At 71.1% G+C, this 16,321-nt stretch carries 16 protein-coding genes; 4 read left to right on the plus strand and 12 right to left on the minus strand.

The window, feature by feature from the left end; all coding sequences use genetic code 11:
- Positions 1–29: 29 nt before the first annotated feature.
- Genes B9O00_RS11410 through B9O00_RS11425 form a run of 4 tightly spaced genes read right to left on the minus strand, consistent with a single transcriptional unit; the run spans position 30 to position 4,054 of the window.
- The gene (locus tag B9O00_RS11410) at positions 30–740 is read right to left on the minus strand and encodes an ABC transporter ATP-binding protein (protein ID WP_085122799.1); all 711 of its coding nucleotides are present in this window, start codon (positions 738–740) and stop codon (positions 30–32) included.
- Positions 740–1,624 carry an ABC transporter ATP-binding protein gene (locus tag B9O00_RS11415; RefSeq protein WP_085122800.1) on the minus strand — a complete coding sequence of 295 codons (885 nt, stop codon included), beginning with the start codon at positions 1,622–1,624 and terminating at the stop codon, positions 740–742. Before B9O00_RS11415 ends, B9O00_RS11410 begins: the two co-directional genes overlap by 1 nt.
- Complete coding sequence (livM, locus tag B9O00_RS11420) at positions 1,624–3,132, minus strand: high-affinity branched-chain amino acid ABC transporter permease LivM (protein ID WP_143596208.1); 1,509 nt, start codon at positions 3,130–3,132, stop codon at positions 1,624–1,626. The genes B9O00_RS11415 and livM overlap by 1 nt, the downstream gene beginning before the upstream one ends.
- 4 nt (positions 3,133–3,136) lie before the next feature.
- Positions 3,137–4,054, minus strand: coding sequence for an ABC transporter permease subunit (locus B9O00_RS11425; RefSeq protein ID WP_085122801.1), 918 nt, complete (start codon positions 4,052–4,054; stop codon positions 3,137–3,139).
- Between the two features lie 368 nt (positions 4,055–4,422).
- On the opposite strand from B9O00_RS11425, the gene B9O00_RS11430 reads away from it, so the two are divergent.
- Positions 4,423–4,923, plus strand: a complete 501-nt coding sequence (locus B9O00_RS11430) for an Lrp/AsnC ligand binding domain-containing protein (RefSeq protein WP_085122802.1) — start codon at positions 4,423–4,425, stop codon at positions 4,921–4,923.
- A 68-nt stretch (positions 4,924–4,991) separates the two neighbouring features.
- Positions 4,992–5,594 (plus strand): HAD family hydrolase, encoded by a 603-nt coding sequence (locus tag B9O00_RS11435; RefSeq protein WP_159460192.1) that lies wholly within the window; start codon positions 4,992–4,994, stop codon positions 5,592–5,594.
- A gap of 11 nt (positions 5,595–5,605) precedes the next feature.
- Here B9O00_RS11435 and B9O00_RS11440 read toward each other — a convergent pair whose 3' ends face one another.
- From B9O00_RS11440 to B9O00_RS11470, 7 genes are all read right to left on the minus strand, one after another.
- Positions 5,606–6,850, minus strand: a complete 1,245-nt coding sequence (locus tag B9O00_RS11440) for a peptidoglycan-binding protein (RefSeq protein WP_085122804.1) — start codon at positions 6,848–6,850, stop codon at positions 5,606–5,608.
- A gap of 150 nt (positions 6,851–7,000) precedes the next feature.
- Positions 7,001–8,002, minus strand: a complete 1,002-nt coding sequence (locus B9O00_RS11445) for a dipeptide ABC transporter ATP-binding protein (protein ID WP_085122805.1) — start codon at positions 8,000–8,002, stop codon at positions 7,001–7,003.
- Positions 7,999–8,967 (minus strand): ABC transporter ATP-binding protein, encoded by a 969-nt coding sequence (locus B9O00_RS11450; protein WP_085122806.1) that lies wholly within the window; start codon positions 8,965–8,967, stop codon positions 7,999–8,001. Before B9O00_RS11450 ends, B9O00_RS11445 begins: the two co-directional genes overlap by 4 nt.
- Positions 8,968–8,971: 4 nt before the next feature.
- Positions 8,972–9,883: an ABC transporter permease subunit gene (locus tag B9O00_RS11455; RefSeq protein ID WP_085122807.1), complete on the minus strand. Its 912-nt coding sequence runs from the start codon at positions 9,881–9,883 to the stop codon at positions 8,972–8,974.
- 9 nt (positions 9,884–9,892) lie between these two features.
- Positions 9,893–10,900, minus strand: coding sequence for an ABC transporter permease subunit (locus tag B9O00_RS11460; RefSeq protein ID WP_085122808.1), 1,008 nt, complete (start codon positions 10,898–10,900; stop codon positions 9,893–9,895).
- A gap of 87 nt (positions 10,901–10,987) precedes the next feature.
- Positions 10,988–12,583, minus strand: a complete 1,596-nt coding sequence (locus B9O00_RS11465) for an ABC transporter substrate-binding protein (protein ID WP_085122809.1) — start codon at positions 12,581–12,583, stop codon at positions 10,988–10,990.
- Positions 12,584–12,735: 152 nt separating this feature from the next.
- Positions 12,736–12,957, minus strand: coding sequence for a DUF6898 family protein (locus tag B9O00_RS11470; protein ID WP_218822818.1), 222 nt, complete (start codon positions 12,955–12,957; stop codon positions 12,736–12,738).
- 258 nt (positions 12,958–13,215) lie between these two features.
- On the opposite strand from B9O00_RS11470, the gene B9O00_RS11475 reads away from it, so the two are divergent.
- Entirely contained in the window at positions 13,216–14,187 is a 972-nt protein-coding gene (locus tag B9O00_RS11475) for a threonine dehydratase (protein ID WP_085122811.1), read from the plus strand.
- Positions 14,188–14,194: 7 nt separating this feature from the next.
- Here the strand turns inward: B9O00_RS11475 and B9O00_RS11480 are convergent, their stop codons facing one another.
- On the minus strand, positions 14,195–14,797 hold the full coding sequence (locus B9O00_RS11480; protein WP_085122812.1) for a 2-hydroxychromene-2-carboxylate isomerase: 603 nt from the start codon (positions 14,795–14,797) through the stop codon (positions 14,195–14,197).
- Between the two features lie 286 nt (positions 14,798–15,083).
- Here B9O00_RS11480 and B9O00_RS11485 point away from each other — a divergent pair, with 286 nt between their 5' ends.
- The gene (locus B9O00_RS11485; protein ID WP_159460193.1) at positions 15,084–16,307 is read left to right on the plus strand and encodes a PAS domain-containing sensor histidine kinase; all 1,224 of its coding nucleotides are present in this window, start codon (positions 15,084–15,086) and stop codon (positions 16,305–16,307) included.
- Positions 16,308–16,321: the final 14 nt, after the last annotated feature.

A 16,321-nucleotide genomic window follows, 5' to 3' on the forward strand; every position in this document is an offset into this window, starting at 1 on the left:
GACGGGGGCTCGCGGCGGGGGCGCGCATCCTAGTGCCCCCCCTCGAGATAGGCCGTGCGGACCTCCTCGTCGGCCAGCAGCTCCCGCCCCGTCCCCTGCATCGCGATCCGGCCGTTGACCATGACGTAGCCGCGGTCGGCCAGACGCAGCGCATGGAAGGCGTTCTGCTCGACCAGGAACACCGTCACCTTCTCCTCCCTGTTGATCTGCTCGATCACCTGGAAGATCTGCTTGACCACCATCGGGGCGAGGCCGAGCGACGGCTCGTCGAGCAGCAGCAGGCGCGGCTCGCTCATCAGCGCGCGCGCGATCGCCAGCATCTGCTGCTCGCCGCCCGACAGGGTGCCGCCGCGCTGGTGCTGGCGCTCCTTGAGCCGCGGGAACAGCTCGAAGGCGCGGCCGAGGTTGCGCTCGAAGTTGTCCGGATGCGCGGTCATCGCGCCCATCTGCAGGTTCTCGAGCACGGTCATGCGCGGGAAGATGCGCCGGCCCTCGGGCGACTGCGCCACGCCCTGGCGCACGATCTCGTGCATCGGCGCCTGGGTGATGTCCTTGCCGCGCAGGCGGATCTGGCCGCGCCGGGCGCGCGGGCTGCCGCAGATCGTCATCAGCAGCGTCGACTTGCCGGCGCCGTTGGCGCCGATCAGCGTGACGATCTCGCCTTCCCTGACCTCGATGTCGACGCCCTTCAGGGCCTCGATCGCGCCGTAGTAGGTGTGGACGCCCTCGACCTCGAGCATCAGCCCTGCCCCTCCGGCCGCGCCGTCCCGGCCTCCTGTTTGCCGGCCAGGTCGGCGGCGATCTCGTCGGGCAGATCCTCGTCCTCCTCCTCGCCGAGGTAGGCGCGGATCACCGCGGGATCCGCACGCACCTCTGCGGGCGAGCCGTCGGAGATCTTGCGGCCGTAGTCGAGCACGACGACGTGGTCGGAGATCTTCATGACCACGCTCATGTCGTGCTCGATCAGCAGCACCCCGGTCTTGTGCTCGTCGCGGATGAAGGTCAGCAGCTCGTTGAGGTCGCCCGATTCACGCGGGTTCAGGCCGGCCGCCGGCTCGTCGAGGCAGAGCATCGCCGGCCCGGTGCACATGGCGCGCGCGATCTCGAGCCGGCGCTGGTCGCCGTAGGGCAGGTTGCCGGCGGAGAAGTCGGCGCGGGCCAGCAGGTTGATCCGGTCGAGCCAGTAGCGCGCCTGGTCGATCGCCTCGCGCTCGGCCTTGCGGTAGCCCTTGAAGCCGAACACGCCGGCCAGCGAGAAGGCCGAAGCCAGCTGCAGCTTGTTGTGCTGGGCGACCAGCAGGTTCTCCAGCACCGACATGTTGGCGAAGAGCCGGATGTTCTGGAAGGTGCGCGCGACGCCGGCGACCCGGGCGATGGCGTGGCCCTCCATGCGCTCGAGCAGGAACTCGCTGCCGTTGCGCGTCATCCTCAGCATGCCGACCGTCGGCTTGTAGAAGCCGGTCAGGCAGTTGAAGACCGTGGTCTTGCCGGCACCGTTCGGCCCGATGATCGCGGTGATCTCGCGGTCGGCCGCGACGAAGGAGACGTCGTCGACCGCGACCAGGCCGCCGAAGCGCATGGTCAGATGCTCGACCTCGAGCAGCGGCGTCTTGTCGGAGGCCATCAGGATGCCGCCTCCGCCGCCTGCTGTTCGGCCCGGATCTCGCTCTCGGCGGGACCGCCGCGGCCGTGCAGCAGCACCGTCGGGTCCCGGTGCGCCAGCAGGCCGCGCGGCCGCCAGATCATGATCAGCACCATGCCGCCGCCGAAGGCCAGCATGCGGTACTGCTCCAGGTCGCGGAACCACTCGGGCATGCCGATCAGGATGATCGAGGCGAAGACCACGCCGAGCTGGCTGCCCATGCCGCCGAGCACGACGATCGCCAGGATGATCGCCGACTCGATGAAGGTGAAGCTCTCCGGGCTGATGAAGCCCTGGCGCGTCGCGAAGAACGAGCCGGCGAAGCCAGCGAACATCGCGCCCGTGGTGAAGGCGGCGAGCTTGACGTTGGTCCGGTTGATGCCGAGCGACTGGCAGGCGATGTCGTCCTCGCGCAGCGCCTCCCAGGCCCGGCCGATCGGCAGCCGGCGTACCCGCATGGTCACGAAGTTGACCAGCAGGGCCAGCGCCAGGATCAGGTAGTAGAGGAAGATCACGCGGTAGAGGGTGTCGTACTCCAGCCCGAACAGCTCATGGAAGGTGGTTGAGCCCGGCGGGGCGTGACGCGCGAAGTCGGCGAAGCCGAAGAAGCTCGGCCGCGGGATCCCGGAGATGCCGTCGGGCCCGCCGGTCACCTTGTACCAGTTCAGCAGGATGATGCGGACCATCTCGCCGAAGCCGAGGGTGACGATCGCCAGATAGTCGCCGCGCAGGCGCAGCACCGGGAAGCCGAGCATCAGGCCGCCGAAGGCCGACAGGATGCCGGCCAGCGGCAGGCACAGCCAGAACGAGAAGCCGAAGGTCTGCGCCAGCAGGGCGTAGGAATAGGCGCCGATCGCGTAGAAGGCGACGTAGCCGAGGTCCAGCAGGCCGGCCAGGCCGACGACGATGTTGAGGCCCCAGCCGAGCATCACGTAGGTCAGGATCAGCGTCGCGATGTCGATCACCTGGCGGTCGGCGAAGGGCAGGAACGGCATGACGATCGCGAAGGCGGCGAGCGCCGGCCCCAGGTAGCGCGACAGCTTCTGGAAGCGCTGGCCGGCCCGGTCCATGGCCTCGTCGCGTTCCTGCGCGGTCAGCTTGGAGCGGTGCCGGACCAGGGTCAGCACGCCCTTGAGCGCCAGCACGCCGCCGCCGATCAGCCCGAACACCGGCAGCACCGTGCCGGGCATCGGGATGACCTGGGTCACCACCGCCATGGCGATGCCGCCGAGGATCACCGGGATCGGCAGGCCGGCGCGATCGAGGATCAGCAGGAAGCGCCCGACCATGACCAGGGCGACGGTCCAGGCGACGTCGGCGAAACGGGTGTCGATGCCGAGCACCGCGCCGTCGCCGGTGTTGGAGTCGACGGTGCGCAGGCCGACCATCGCGAAGGTCAGGCCGAGCGCCACCAGGCCGGCGAAGCCGACCTCCTTGAGGATCGTGCGCGGGTCGAGGTCCGAGAACGCGCCGGGGGTCTCGCTTCGCATCGGCTCAGACCTTCTCGATCTCGGGTTTGCCCAGGATTCCGTAGGGCCGGAAGATCAGCACCAGGACGAGGATCGAGAAGGCCGCGACGTCCTTGTATTCGACCGAGAAGTAGGCCGACCAGTAGGCCTCGATCAGGCCGATCAGCAGGCCGCCGACCATGGCGCCGGTGATCGAGCCGATGCCGCCGAGCACCGCCGCGGTGAAGGCCTTCAGCCCGGCCAGGAAGCCGATGTAGAAGTCGATGACGCCGTAGTAGAGCGTGACCATCACGCCGGCGACCGCGGCCAGCGCCGCGCCGATCACGAAGGTGATCGAGATCGTCCGGTCGACGTCGACGCCGAGCAGCGCCGCCATCGTCTGGTCCTGCTCGCAGGCGCGCTGCCGGCGGCCCAGCTCGGTGCGGCTGATCAGCTGCGAGAAGCCGAGCATCAACGCCAGGGTCAGCGCCATGATGATGATCTGCAGGTAGCTGAGGTTGACGACGAAGCCGTCGGCCCGCTCCATCACCGCGATGCCGCCCTGGACCATCGGCTGCAGCGGCTTGACCCGCGCGCCCTGCAGCAGCTGCACGTAGTTCTCCAGGAAGATCGACATGCCGATCGCGCTGATCAGCGCGGCCAGGCGCTGCGAGCCGCGCAGCGGCTTGTAGGCGAAGCGCTCGATGGTCCAGCCGTAGGTGGCGGTGAAGATCATCGAGAGCACGAGCATGACCAGGATCGCCAGCGGCACCCAGGTGATGCCGAGCAGGCCGGTCACCAGGAACCAGATGATCGCCATGAAGGCGCCGATCATGTAGATGTCGCCGTGGGCGAAATTGATCATGCCGATGATCCCGTAGACCATCGTGTAGCCGATCGCGATCAGGCCGTAGATGGCGCCGAGCGTCAGGCCATTGATCAACTGCTGAAGAAAATACTCCATCAGGCCTTGCCGTTCCCCAGACGCGCGCCGGACCGGCGCGGCTTCCCTGTTCGTTTCGTTATGGCCGCCGCGTTTTATCCGGCGTGCCTTTGAAGCGAGACCTACTCTCGCCCGTTGAAAGCGTCAAGCGACGCCGCGACGCATCGAAGGGCCATCGGGCGTTGCGATCGGGCCCGTGCGGCCCGCGCGACAGTCGCGGAACGCGCGGCCGTCTTCCGATCGGCCCGGAGGCGCCCGATCGCCGGCTCCGGTCCGTTGAGAAGACCAGCCGAATCTGGCAGAGCCCTGCCAGCCTGAGGCCCTTTTTTGTGGCACTCATCTTCGCCTTTCACCTAAATCAGGATCTCAATTCAGACAGAAGGACTGCCATGGCCAGCCCTCACGGAACCCTCGACCGCATCGAGCGCCGCATTCTCGCCGAGCTGCAGCGCGACGGCCGGATGTCGCTCGTCGCCCTGGCCAAGCGCGTCGGCCTGACCAAGACCCCGCTCGCCGAACGCGTTCGCAAGCTGGAGCGCGCCGGCTTCATCCGCGGCTACGCCGCCCTGCTCGACCCCGACAAGCTCGGCGCCGGCCACGTCGCCCTGGTCCAGGTCACCCTGGAGCGCACCACCACCGACGTGCTGGAGGCCTTCAACGTAGCGGTCCGGACGATTCCCCAGGTGCAGTCCTGCCACATGGTCGCCGGCGCCTTCGACTACCTGCTGAAGGTGCGCAGCCGCGACATCGGCGAATACCGCCGGCTGCTCGGCGAGCGGATCTCCACCCTCCCCGGCGTCCAGCAGACCCACACCTTCGCGGTCATGGAGACGGTCAAGGACGATCCCTTCGTCGCGGTCCCGGACGGCGGGCGGGACCCGGCGGCCTGAGCCGCTTCGGTCGGCGGCCGGATCGTGCTATCGACGCGGGCATCGGCGCAGCGGCGGGAGGGGACGGCGTGACGAAGAGGGTTCTGCTGTTCGACCTCGGCGGCGTGCTGGTCGACTGGCGCGGGCTCGCCGAACTCGGTCGCCTCGCCGCGCCGCACGACGACGCCCGCGAGGTGCGCCGGCGTTTCGTCGCCAGCGAGGCGCTGCGCGACTTCGAGACCGGGCGCTGCGATCGCCGGGACTTCGCCGCCCGCTTCGTCGCGGAGTGGCGGCTCGGGCTGGAGGCCGAGGCCTTCCTCGGGCTCTTCCGCTCCTGGCTGCGCGGCCCGTTCCCGGGAACGCTCGAGAGCCTCGACGCGCTGCGCGGCAGCCATCGCCTGGCCTGCCTCAGCAATACCAACGAGATGCACTGGCAGCACATGATGGTCGGCCTCGGCCTGGCCGAGGCGCTCGACCACCGCTACGCCTCGCACCTGCTGGGGCTCGTCAAGCCGGACCGGGCGATCTTCGAGCGGGTGCTCGCCGACCTCGCAGTCGCCCCCTCGGCCGTGACTTTCTTCGACGACGGCGCGGACAACGTCGAGGCCGCCCGCGCCCTCGGCATCGAGAGCCATCTCGTCGATCCGCGGCACGGCGTCCAGCCGACCCTGCGTGCGCTCGGCCTGCTCTGAGCGCGCCACGCTCACCTGGACGGCACTGCCGGCCGGCCCGAAGCCGCCGGCCGGTGTCGATCGCCCGGAGCATCGCCGCTGGCCCAGTGCGTCGTCGTGGTCCGGATCACCAGCTGGCTCAGCTGCGTCGAGGATGGCCGTGCTGCCTCCAGCCGGCTCAGCAGGGTGCCGTCGATGATGCCGTCGGGCACCGCGCCGACCCGCCTCTGGAAGGCGACGACCGCCGCCCTGGTCAGGGCATCCGCGACGCCGTTGACCGGCCCGGGGTTGATACCGTTCTGCAGCAGGCCGCGCTGCACCTTAGCGACGAGGTCGCTGGGCGCCTGGGCAGCTGGGGCCCGGGCCGTCCGCGACGGCCGGGGCGCCGGCGCCGGGCCGTGTGCCATCGTCCGTCCGGCCAGGGGTGACGCCTGGGCATCGGGCGCCGCGGCATGCAGAGGCGCCCTGTCGGCCGCATTGTCCAGCTTCGCGGCGGCGCGCGCCGTCACCGTCCGGGTGGGCCGCGGATCGGCCTGCGCCGCGGCGCTCGTCGGCCCGCCGGACCGGATCGACGGGGGTGGCGCGGCCGGGCCGGCGATCTCGCCCGGCGGCACCGCCCGAACGACCGGCTCGCCGGCCACGGCGGGCGTCTCGGGCGCCGGCACCGCGTCCGCCGCCTGCGGCGGTGGGGCCGCCGGCTCGGAGGGCGCAGGGCTGCGCTCCGCCGGGTCGCGCCGGACCGGCGTCGCGGCGGCGTTCCCGTGCGGGCTGGCGCCGGCAGACGCCACGGCGGCGGGCGGCGGCTCCGCGCCGCCGGAAAACTGCGACAGCAGGGCCGCGCCGAGGCCGGCCGCGGCGAGCAGCACCGCGGCGGCGAGCGCCGGACCCGAGAGCGCTTCCGGCAGCCGCCGTGGCCGGCTCGAGCGCCCACGATCGCGCCCCTCGGCCCTGACGCCGCCCGGGCGCCGCTGTCGGGCGGCGGCCCCGCTGCCGGCCGGGGCGTCGGATCCCTGCTTCTGCCGGTTCGCGGAGCGGCCCTCCGGCACGGCACGACCCGCACTGGCGGCCAGCGCCTCGAACCCCTCGAAGCCCTCGGCATCGGAGACGCCGTCGGGTCTCGCACCGCCGTCCTGCCGGCCGCCGGGCCGACGCCGGCCCTCGAGGCTGGAGGTCCATTCAGCGCCCCAGTCGAGGCGCGGACCGTCGGCTCCGCCGTTCCGGCCGTCGCTGCTTCCGATTCCGTCACATCTCATGCCGAGCGCTCCGAGGCCTGCCATCCCGCATCGGCGGCCGCGCCGTCTCCGGCAGCGCGGCACGCCGAGACCGAGGAATCGTCCGCGGCTCCCACAGGTTCCGGTGCTCCGGCGACCTGCCGTCGTCGATCACAGCCTGCTCACAGCCACTTCCCGGCACCCGCCGCGAGGCGTCTAGGGCACCCGCCCCTCCTCGACGCCGTGGCAGGCCGTCTCGGTCGCGCCAAAGCGCTGCATCGGCGGCACCTCCGTCCGGCAGCGTGCGTCGGCGAAGCGGCAGCGCGGGTGGAACACGCAGCCGGACGGCGGGTTGAAGGGCGACGGCACCTCGCCCTCCAGGCGGATGCGCTGGCCCTTGCGCTCCGGGTCGGCGACCGGCGTCGCCGAGAGCAGCGCCTGGGTGTAGGGGTGGCGCGGCCGCGCGAAGACCTCCTCGACGCTCGCGATCTCGACCGGCCTGCCCAGGTACATGACCATGACCCGGTCGCAGAACAGCCGGACCACCGAGAGGTCGTGGCTGATGAAGACGTAGGTCAGGCCGAAGCGCTGCTGCAGGTCGGTCAGCAGGTTGAGGATCTGCGCCTGGATCGAGACGTCGAGCGCCGAGACTGGCTCGTCGAGCACCAGGATCTTGGGCTCCAGCATCAGCGCCCGGGCGATCGCGATACGCTGGCGCTGGCCGCCCGAGAACATGTGCGGATAGCGGCCGTAGTGCTCGGGCCTGAGGCCGACGGCGCGCAGCATCTCCAGCGCCTTGGCGCGCCGCTCGGCCGGCCGCAGGGCCGTGTTGATGACCAGCGGCTCCTCCAGGATCGAGCCGATCTTCTGGCGCGGATTGAGCGAGGCGTAGGGGTTCTGGAAGACGATCTGGACGGTCGTGCGTAGCCGTCGGCGCGCCGCCCTGTCGGCCTCGCCGGCCTCGATGCCGTCGATCGAGAGCCGGCCCTCGGACGGCGTCTCGATCATGGTCAGCAGGCGCGCCAGGGTCGACTTGCCGCAGCCGGACTCGCCGACGATCGCCAGGGTCTCGCCGGCGGTCACCGAGAAGGTCGCGCCGTTGACCGCGCGGACCAGGGCCGGCGCGCCGAACAGGCCGCGGCGCAGGTCGTAGACCCGCTTCAGGTCGTGCGCCGCGACGATCGCGCCGACCGGGGCGGGCTGCTCGACGGCGCTCACGCCAGCGGCTCCCGGACCGGATGGTGGCACAGCGCCTCGCCGAGCGCCGGCTCCAGGCGCGGCGGCGCGACGCTGCGGCAGAGCGCGTCGGCGCGCGCGCAGCGCGGATTGAACAGGCAGCCCGCGGGCCGGTCGCCCTGCCCCGGCACGACGCCGGGAATCGCCGGCAGGCGGCCGCCCTCGGCGCGCTCCGGCAGGGCCGCCAGCAGGGCGTGGGTGTAGGGATGGTGCGGCGCCCGGAACAGCCCCCTGACCGACTGCCGCTCGACCTGCTGGCCGGCGTACTGCACGACGACCCGCTCGGCGGTCTCGGCGACCACGCCCATGTCGTGGGTGATCAGCACCAGGGCCATGCCGGTCTCGTCGCGCAGCTGCAGCAGCAGGTCGAGGATCTGGGCCTGGATGGTCACGTCGAGCGCCGTCGTCGGCTCGTCGGCGATCAGCAGCTTGGGCCGGCAGGCGATCGCCATGGCGATCAGCACGCGCTGGCTCATGCCGCCGGAGAGCTGGTGCGGAAAGGCGTCGATGCGCCGCTCCGGCTCCGGCATGCCGACCAGGCGCAGCAGCTCCAGGGTGCGCTCGCGGCGCTGGCGCCGGCCGAGCCCGAGGTGCGCCTGCAGCACCTCGCCGATCTGGAAGCCGGCGGTGAAGCAGGGATTGAGGCTGGCGATCGGGTCCTGGAAGATCATCGAGACGTCGCGGCCGATGACCTGGCGGCGCTGGCGGGCCGGCATGCGCTGCAGGTCCTCGCCCTCGAAGGTCAGGCGGTCGGCGGTGACGGTCGCGCCGTCCGGCAGCAGGCCCATGAGCGCCAGCATGGCAACCGACTTGCCCGAGCCGGACTCGCCGACGATGGCCACGACCTCGCGCGGGTCGACGGTGAGGTCGACCCCGTCGACGGCGCGGAACGGGCCGCTGGTCGTATCGAACTCGACGCTGAGGTTGCGGATCTCGAGCAGCGCCATTTGGCTAGGACCTCTTCAGCTTCGGGTCGAGGGCGTCGCGCAGCCCGTCGCCGACGAGGTTGATGGCCAGGACCGAGACCAGGATGGCGATGCCGGGGAAGGTCACGACCCACCAGGCGCGCAGGATGAACTCGCGCGCCTCGGCCAGCATCGTGCCCCACTCCGGGGTCGGCGGCTGGGCGCCCATGCCCAGGAAGCCGAGGGCGGCCGCGTCGAGGATCGCGTTGGAGAAGGACAGCGTCGCCTGGACGATCAGCGGCGCCAGGCAGTTCGGCAGGATCGTCAGGAACATCAGGCGCAGGGGCCCGGCGCCGACGGTGCGCGCCGAGACGACGTAGTCGCGGTGCTTCTCGGACATCACCGAGGCGCGGGTCAGGCGCACGAAGTGCGGCTGCAGCACGATGGCGATGGCGATCATGGCGTTGAGCAGCCCGGGCCCCAGGATCGCGACCAGCACCAGGGCCAGCAGCAGCGAGGGGAAGGCCAGGATCACGTCCATGACCCGCATGATCACGCCGTCGACCCAGGCGCCGAAATAGCCGGCGACCAGGCCGATCAGGATGCCGCCGGTCAGCGCGATCGAGACCACGACGACGCCGATGAACAGCGAGAAGCGCGCGCCGAAGATCAGCCGCGAGAGGATGTCGCGGCCGACCGCGTCGGTGCCGAGCAGGTAGTCGAGCCGGCCGGCCTCGGCCCAGGCCGGCGGCATCAGCAGCGCGTCGCGGTTCTGCAGGATCGGGTCTTGGGGGGCCAGCAGCGGCGCCAGCAGGGCGATCGCGACCAGGGCCACGAAGACCGCGAGGCCGAGCACGGCGCCGCGGTTGCGCCGGAAGTCGCGCCAGAAGTCGCGCAGCACCTGGCGGGTCGCCGAGCGGGCGGCGCGTTCGATGGCGGCGGTCGTGCTGTCGCTCATCGCTAAACCTCACTGATGCCGGATGCGCGGGTTGATCAGGCCGTAGAGCAGGTCGACCACCAGGTTGACGACCATGACCACACCGGCGATCAGCAGCAGGCCGCCCTGCACCGCCGGATAGTCGCGCCGGAAGATCGAATCGACCATCCACTTGCCGACGCCGGGCCAGGAGAAGATCGTCTCGGTCAGGATCGCGCCGGCCAGCAGCACGCCGACCTGCAGGCCGATCGTCGTGATCACCGGGATCAGCGCGTTGCGCAGGGCGTGCAGGCCGATCACCCTGAGCGGCGACAGCCCCTTGGCGCGGGCGGTGCGGATGTAGTCCTCGCCGAGCACCTCGAGCATCGCCGAGCGGGTCTGCCGGGCGATCACCGCGAGCGGGATCGTCGCCAGCACGATCGAGGGCAGGATCAGGTGCGACAGCGCCGAGCCGAAGGCGCCCTCCTGCCCCGAGAGCAGCGCATCGATCAGCATGAAGCCGGTGACCGGCTCGAAGAAGTAGATCAGCGAGATGCGGCCGGAGACCGGCGTCCAGTGCAGGATGCCGGAGAACAGGATGATCAGCAGCAGGCCCCACCAGAAGATCGGCATGGAGTAGCCGACCAGGGCGGTGCCCATCATCGCCTGCTCCAGCAGCGAGCCGCGCCTGACCGCCGCGATCACGCCGGCCGGCACGCCGAGCGCCACGGCCAGGAAGATCGCGCAGAGCGACAGCTCGACGGTGGCCGGGAACAGCGTCAGGAACTCGCCCAGCACCGGGTTCTTGGTGATGATCGAGGTGCCGAGGTCGCCCTGCAGCAGGTTGCCGAGATAGGTCAGGTACTGCTGCCAGATCGGCCGGTCGAAGCCGAGCTGGTGCAGCAGCTCGGCATGGCGCTCCGGCGTCAGGCCGCGCTCGCCGGCCATCAGCAGCACGGGATCGCCCGGCAGGATGCGGATGAAGCCGAAGGCGACGACCGTGATGCCGACGAAGGTCGGCGCCAGGAAGGCGACGCGTCTGAGAAGGAAGCCGAACATCGGCGTCGACGGCGCTGGCGAAGCCGCGGAGGCCGGGACCGGGCCGCGCCAGGCGGCCCGGCCCCGTGCCGATCCGCGGACCTGCCGTCAGTCGGCGAGGCTGACGCCGTCGAAGCGGTGCGAGCCGAGCGGGTCCATCTTGTAGCCCTGGACCTTCTTCGACATCGGCATGAAGACCACCGAATGGGCGATCGTCGCCCAGGGCGCCTCGCGCTTGAAGACGACCTGCGCCTGCTCGTAGAGCTTGGTGCGCTCGGCCTTGTCCGAGGTCACCTTGGCCTTCTGGATCAGGTCGTCGAACTCCTTGTTGCACCACTGGGCACGGTTGGCACCGCCGACCGCGTCGCAGCCCAGCAGCACGGCCAGGAAATTGTCCGGGTCGCCGTTGTCGCCGGTCCAGCCGAGCAGCACGGCGCCGTCACGGTCCTCGGCCTTGGACAGCTTGAGGTACTCGCCCCATTCGTAGGAGACGATCTCGGCCTCGACGCCGACCTTGGCGAAGTCCGCCTGGATCAGCTCGGCCATGCGCCGGGCGTTCGGGTTGTAGGGGCGCTGCACCGGCATCGCCCAGATCTTCATCTTCAGGTCCTTGACCCCCGCGTCGGCCAGCATCTTCTTGGCCGCGGCGGGATCGTAGGGATCGTCCTTGATCGCCTTGTCGTAGGACCACATGGTCGGCGGGATCGGGTTGATCGCGGCCCGGCCGGCGCCCTGGAACACCGCGTCCAGGATCGCCTTCTTGTTGATCGCCATGTTGAGGGCCTTGCGGACCTCGACCTTGTCGAACGGCGGCATCTTGGTGTTGTAGGCCAGATAGCCGACGTTCAGGCCCTCCTGCTCCATCAGCTGGATGTTCGCATTGGCCTCGAGCGCCGGGACGTCGGCGGGGTTCGGGTAGGGCATGACCTGGCACTCGCCGGCCAGCAGCTTCTGCTGGCGCACCGCCGCGTCGGTCGTGATCGCGAAGACCAGGTTGTCGATCGCCTGCTTGCCCTCCCAGTAGTCCGGGTTGGCCTTGTAGCGGATCACCGCGTCCTTCTGGTAGGCGACGAACTGGAAGGGGCCGGTGCCGACCGGCTCCTGGTTCAGCTTCTCCTTGTGGCCCGCGGCCGCCAGCTGGTCGGCGTACTCCTTCGACAGGATCGAGGCGAAGTCCATGGCGAGGTCGGCCAGCATCGGCGCCTCGGGCCGGGTCAGCACGAACTTCACCGTCATGTCGTCGACCTTGACGATGTCCTTGATCAGCTCGGGCATCGACATGCCGTCGAAGTACTCGTAGGCGATTCCGGCCGTGTACTCGTGCCAGGGGTCGTCCTTCTTGAGCTGCCGGTTGAAGCTGAACAGCACGTCGTCGGCGTTGAAGTCGCGGGTCGGCGTGAAGAAGCCGGTCTTGTGGAACTTGACCCCGGGCCGGAGCTTGAAGGTGTACTCCTTGCCGTCCGGCGAGACGGTCCAGCTCTCGGCGAGGCCGGGGATCACGTTGGTCGTGCCGCGCTCGAACTCGACCAGCCGGTTGTAGATCGGCTTCGAGGAGGCGTCGAAGGTCGTGCCGGCGGTGTAGGGCGCCGGATCGAAGCCCTCGGGCGAGCCTTCCGAGCAGTAGACCAGGGTCTTGGCGGAGGCGGCCCCCGCCACCGAAAGCGCCAAGGTGGCGGCCAGGATGCCGCAGAGCCTGTATCGCATTGTCTTGTTCTCCCTGTCCCGGCGCGGCCGTTGACCGGCCGTGCCTTCCGAGAACGGACTCTGCGGCGGGCACCGGAAACTGGCAAGAGGCAGTCTGCTCACAACCCCTTGTGCGAGTAGCCGGCCCTTGTGCGAGTGGCCTGGACCGGGCCTCAGACCACGAGGCCGCCGCGCGGCCTGGCCGCCGGCGCCGCCGGCTTGCGCTGCTGCAGGACGTATTCGAGCTTGCGCACCGCGGCGCGCTGCAGGGCCGCCTCGCCGGCCGCGGGATCGCCGACGATCGAGACCTCGACCAGCGATTCGCTGTCGATCGCCGACACCTTCACGTAGCTGCCGACGCTGTGGAACTCGACGATGACCGAGCGCTTGTCCATGCCCGAAAGGATCGCGCCGGTCGCCTAAGGCTTCGTTAACCGCTCGTGCGGATCGCCGCGGCCGAGCGCGCCAGACGCGCCGCGGCGGGCAGGCGGCCGCGTCGCGTCGGCACGAGGCGGCGAGCCGGACCCGACCATCCATCGGCCGATGCCTTGACCCTTCCCGTGCGCCGTGGGAGTCGTGGCGATGGTCGCGGACGTCCCCGGGACGGACAAGGGCCCGGGACGGACAGAGGACTGGCAGCGGAGGGCGCGGCGTTGGACAGGCTACCGACCCTGGAAGAGATCGAGGCGGCGGCGGCGATCGTCTACCGCCACCTGCCGCCGACGCCGCAGTACGCCTGGCCGCTGCTCGCCGAGGCCCTGGGCTGCCGGGTCTGGGTCAAGCACGAGAACCACACGCCGACCGGCGCCTTCAAGGTGCGCGGCGGCGTGGTCTACCTGGAGCGGCTGCGCCAGCGCCTGCCCGCGGTGCGCGGCGTCGCGACGGCGACCCGCGGCAACCACGGCCAGTCGGTCGCCTTCGCGGCCGCGGCCCACGGCCTGGAGGCGCGGGTCTACGTGCCGCACGGCAACTCGGTCGAGAAGAACGCGGCGATGCGCGCCTTCGGCGCCCGCCTGGTCGAGGCTGGCGGCGACTTCCAGGAGGCCCGCGAGACGGCGATCGCCGAGGCCGAGCGCGACGGCCTGCACATGCTGCCCTCGTTCCATCCGGACCTGGTCGCCGGCGTCGCCAGCTACCCGGCCGAGCTGTTCCGCGCCGTCCCCGACCTCGATGCCGTCTACGTGCCGGTCGGGCTCGGCTCCGGGCTCTGCGCCACCCTGGCGGCGCGCGACGCGCTGAGCCCCGCCACCGAGGTGATCGGCGTCGTCTCGACCGAGGCCCAGGCCTACCGGCTGTCCTTCGAGGCCGGCGAGCCGGTCTCGACCAACTCGGCGGCCACCGTCCTGGCCGACGGCATGGCCTGCCGCGTGCCGGAGCCGGACGCCGTCGCGCTGATCAACGCCGGTGCCGCGCGGATCCTCGCGGTCGGCGACGGCGAGGTCGCCGAGGCGATGCGCAGCCTCTATCGCGCGACCCACAATCTGGCCGAAGGCGCCGGCGCCGCCGCCCTCGCCGCCCTGGCCCAGGAGCGGGAGCGGCAGCGCGGCCGCCGGGTGGCGGTCATGCTGACCGGCGGCAACGTCGATGCCGAGCTGTTCGTCCGGGTGCTGTCCGGAACGCTCTGAGCCGGCCCTACCAGCCCCCGGTCTCGAGCCAGCGCTCGACGGCGTCCAGGCGGTCGTTGCCCCAGAAGGGCTCGCCGTCGACGACCATGAAGGGCGAGCCGAAGACCCCGGTCGCGACCGCCGCCTCGACCTCGCGGCGCAGCCGGTCCTTGACCTCGGCATCTTGCAGCGCCGCCTCGAGCGCCGGCCGCTCGACGCCGAGGCCCTCGGCGACCGCCACAACCGAATCCGCCCTGGAGATGTCGCCGCCCTCGGCGAAGGCGCGGCGGTAGAGCGCCTGGGCCAGGTCGCGCGCCAGATCCGGCCGCTCGCCGGCCAGCCAGTAGAAGGCCCGGCAGGCGGCCACCGACAGGAAGGGGAAGGACTCCGGCAGCCGATAGGGCACGCCGAGCGCGCGTGCCGAGCGCTCGATGTCGCGGCGCGCGTAGTCGCCCTTGAGCGGGATGTTCAGCAGCGGCTCCGTGCGGGTCGTCTTGAACACCGCGCCGAGCAGGAACGGCCGCCAGACAACCGACCGGCCGTGCCTGGCCGCCAGCGCGTCGATGCGCTCGGAGGCCAAGTAACCGTAAGGGCTGGAGAAATCGAAGTAGAAGTCGATCGGCGCAGCCATCAGCGTCTCCCCTTGTTTGCCGTTGCGCTGCAGGCTGACGCAACCGGAAGGGACGTCAAGGGACTTGCGCCACACGATAGTGCGCCCTTTATGCATTTCAACGAATCGAGATAGCGGGACTATAAGCGTGAAATCTGCGGCAGGGGCATCTCGTCCTTGGCTGCCCGAGGAACAGGATGCGAACGGAGGCGTCGCTCGCAGCATGCGGGGGACCAATAGCGAACTTGCCGCCGAGCTGCCGGAAGCCCCGCGTGCAGAAATGCAGCCGAGACCGGAACGCATCCGCATGTCCTCGACCCGCGACGAGGCGCTGCGCAGCGTCGCGGACTGGTATTGGCGCAGTGGCCGCGACGGGCTGATCGAGGAGATCGGGCCGACGGTCGCGCGCAGCCTCGGCCTGCCGGCCCAGCTTCTGGTCGGCCGCCCCTTCGGCTCCTTGATCGCTGATCCGGCGGGCGAGCTGGCGCGGCAGTTCGAGCGCCTGACCGAGGCGCAGCAGCCGTTCCGCGAGCTGCCGCTGACTCTGCTGGCCCAGGACGGCGCCAAGGTGTCGATGCGCCTGAGCGGCGTGCCGCAATACGACGCCGGCGGCCGCTTCGCCGGCTATGCCGGGACCGGCACCGAGGTGGCGCGCCCCTCGCCGCTGGTCGACGACGGCGAGTCGAGCGCCGCGATCCTCGCCGCCGAGGTCGAGAAGCTGGTCATGGAGAACGTGCGGCTGCGCATCGCCCTCGGCAGCGGCGGCAAGGCCGGCCGCGGCCGCGCCGCCGAGGAGCACGAGCCGGCCGCCGCCCAGCGCCTCGACGACGAGCGCCGCAACGCCCGCCTTGCCCACGAGCTGCGCACGCCGCTCAACGCGATCATCGGCTACGCCGAGTTCGCCTCCGGCCGGGTCACCTCCGGCGAGGACAAGGTGCGCGAGTGCCTGGAGCGCATCCTGACCGCGGCCCGGCACATGGACGCCTTCATCGGCGCCGGCTTCGAGCCGAGCGAGACGCCGCGCCTCGAGCTCGCCCCGGTCGCCCTGGACAGCGCGCTGCGCGACGTCGCGGCGATGGTCGAGCCGCAGGCCCGGGCCAAGGCCATCGACCTCTCGGCGCTGTCGATCGAGGGCGCCTACGTCGTGCTCGCCGACCGTGGCGCGCTGACCCAGGTGCTGGTCAACCTGGCGGTCAACGCGATCAAGTACAACCGCCGCGGCGGCGCTGTCGGGGCCTCGGTCAGCCTGGAAGGCGTCGACCGCGTCGCCTTGGCCATCTGGGACACCGGCAAGGGCATCGCGCCGGACGACCTGCCGCACATCTTCGAGCCGGGCTTCCGCGGCAAGGGGCCGACCGAGGTCGAGTCCGAGCCGGACGCCGCCGGCCGGCCGGGCGGGCGCGGCCTCGGGCTGGCGATCTCGGCCGACCTGGCGCGCGCCATGGGCGGGCGTCTCGACGCGACCAGCGAGCTCGGCCAGGGCACGCGGGTGACGCTGCGCCTGCGCCGGGCCGCGGCGCGCCCCGAATAGGGCGCCGCGCAAGG

Origin of the sequence: Tistlia consotensis USBA 355 (genome assembly GCF_900177295.1) — a bacterium.
Lineage (GTDB): Bacteria > Pseudomonadota > Alphaproteobacteria > Kiloniellales > DSM-21159 > Tistlia > Tistlia consotensis.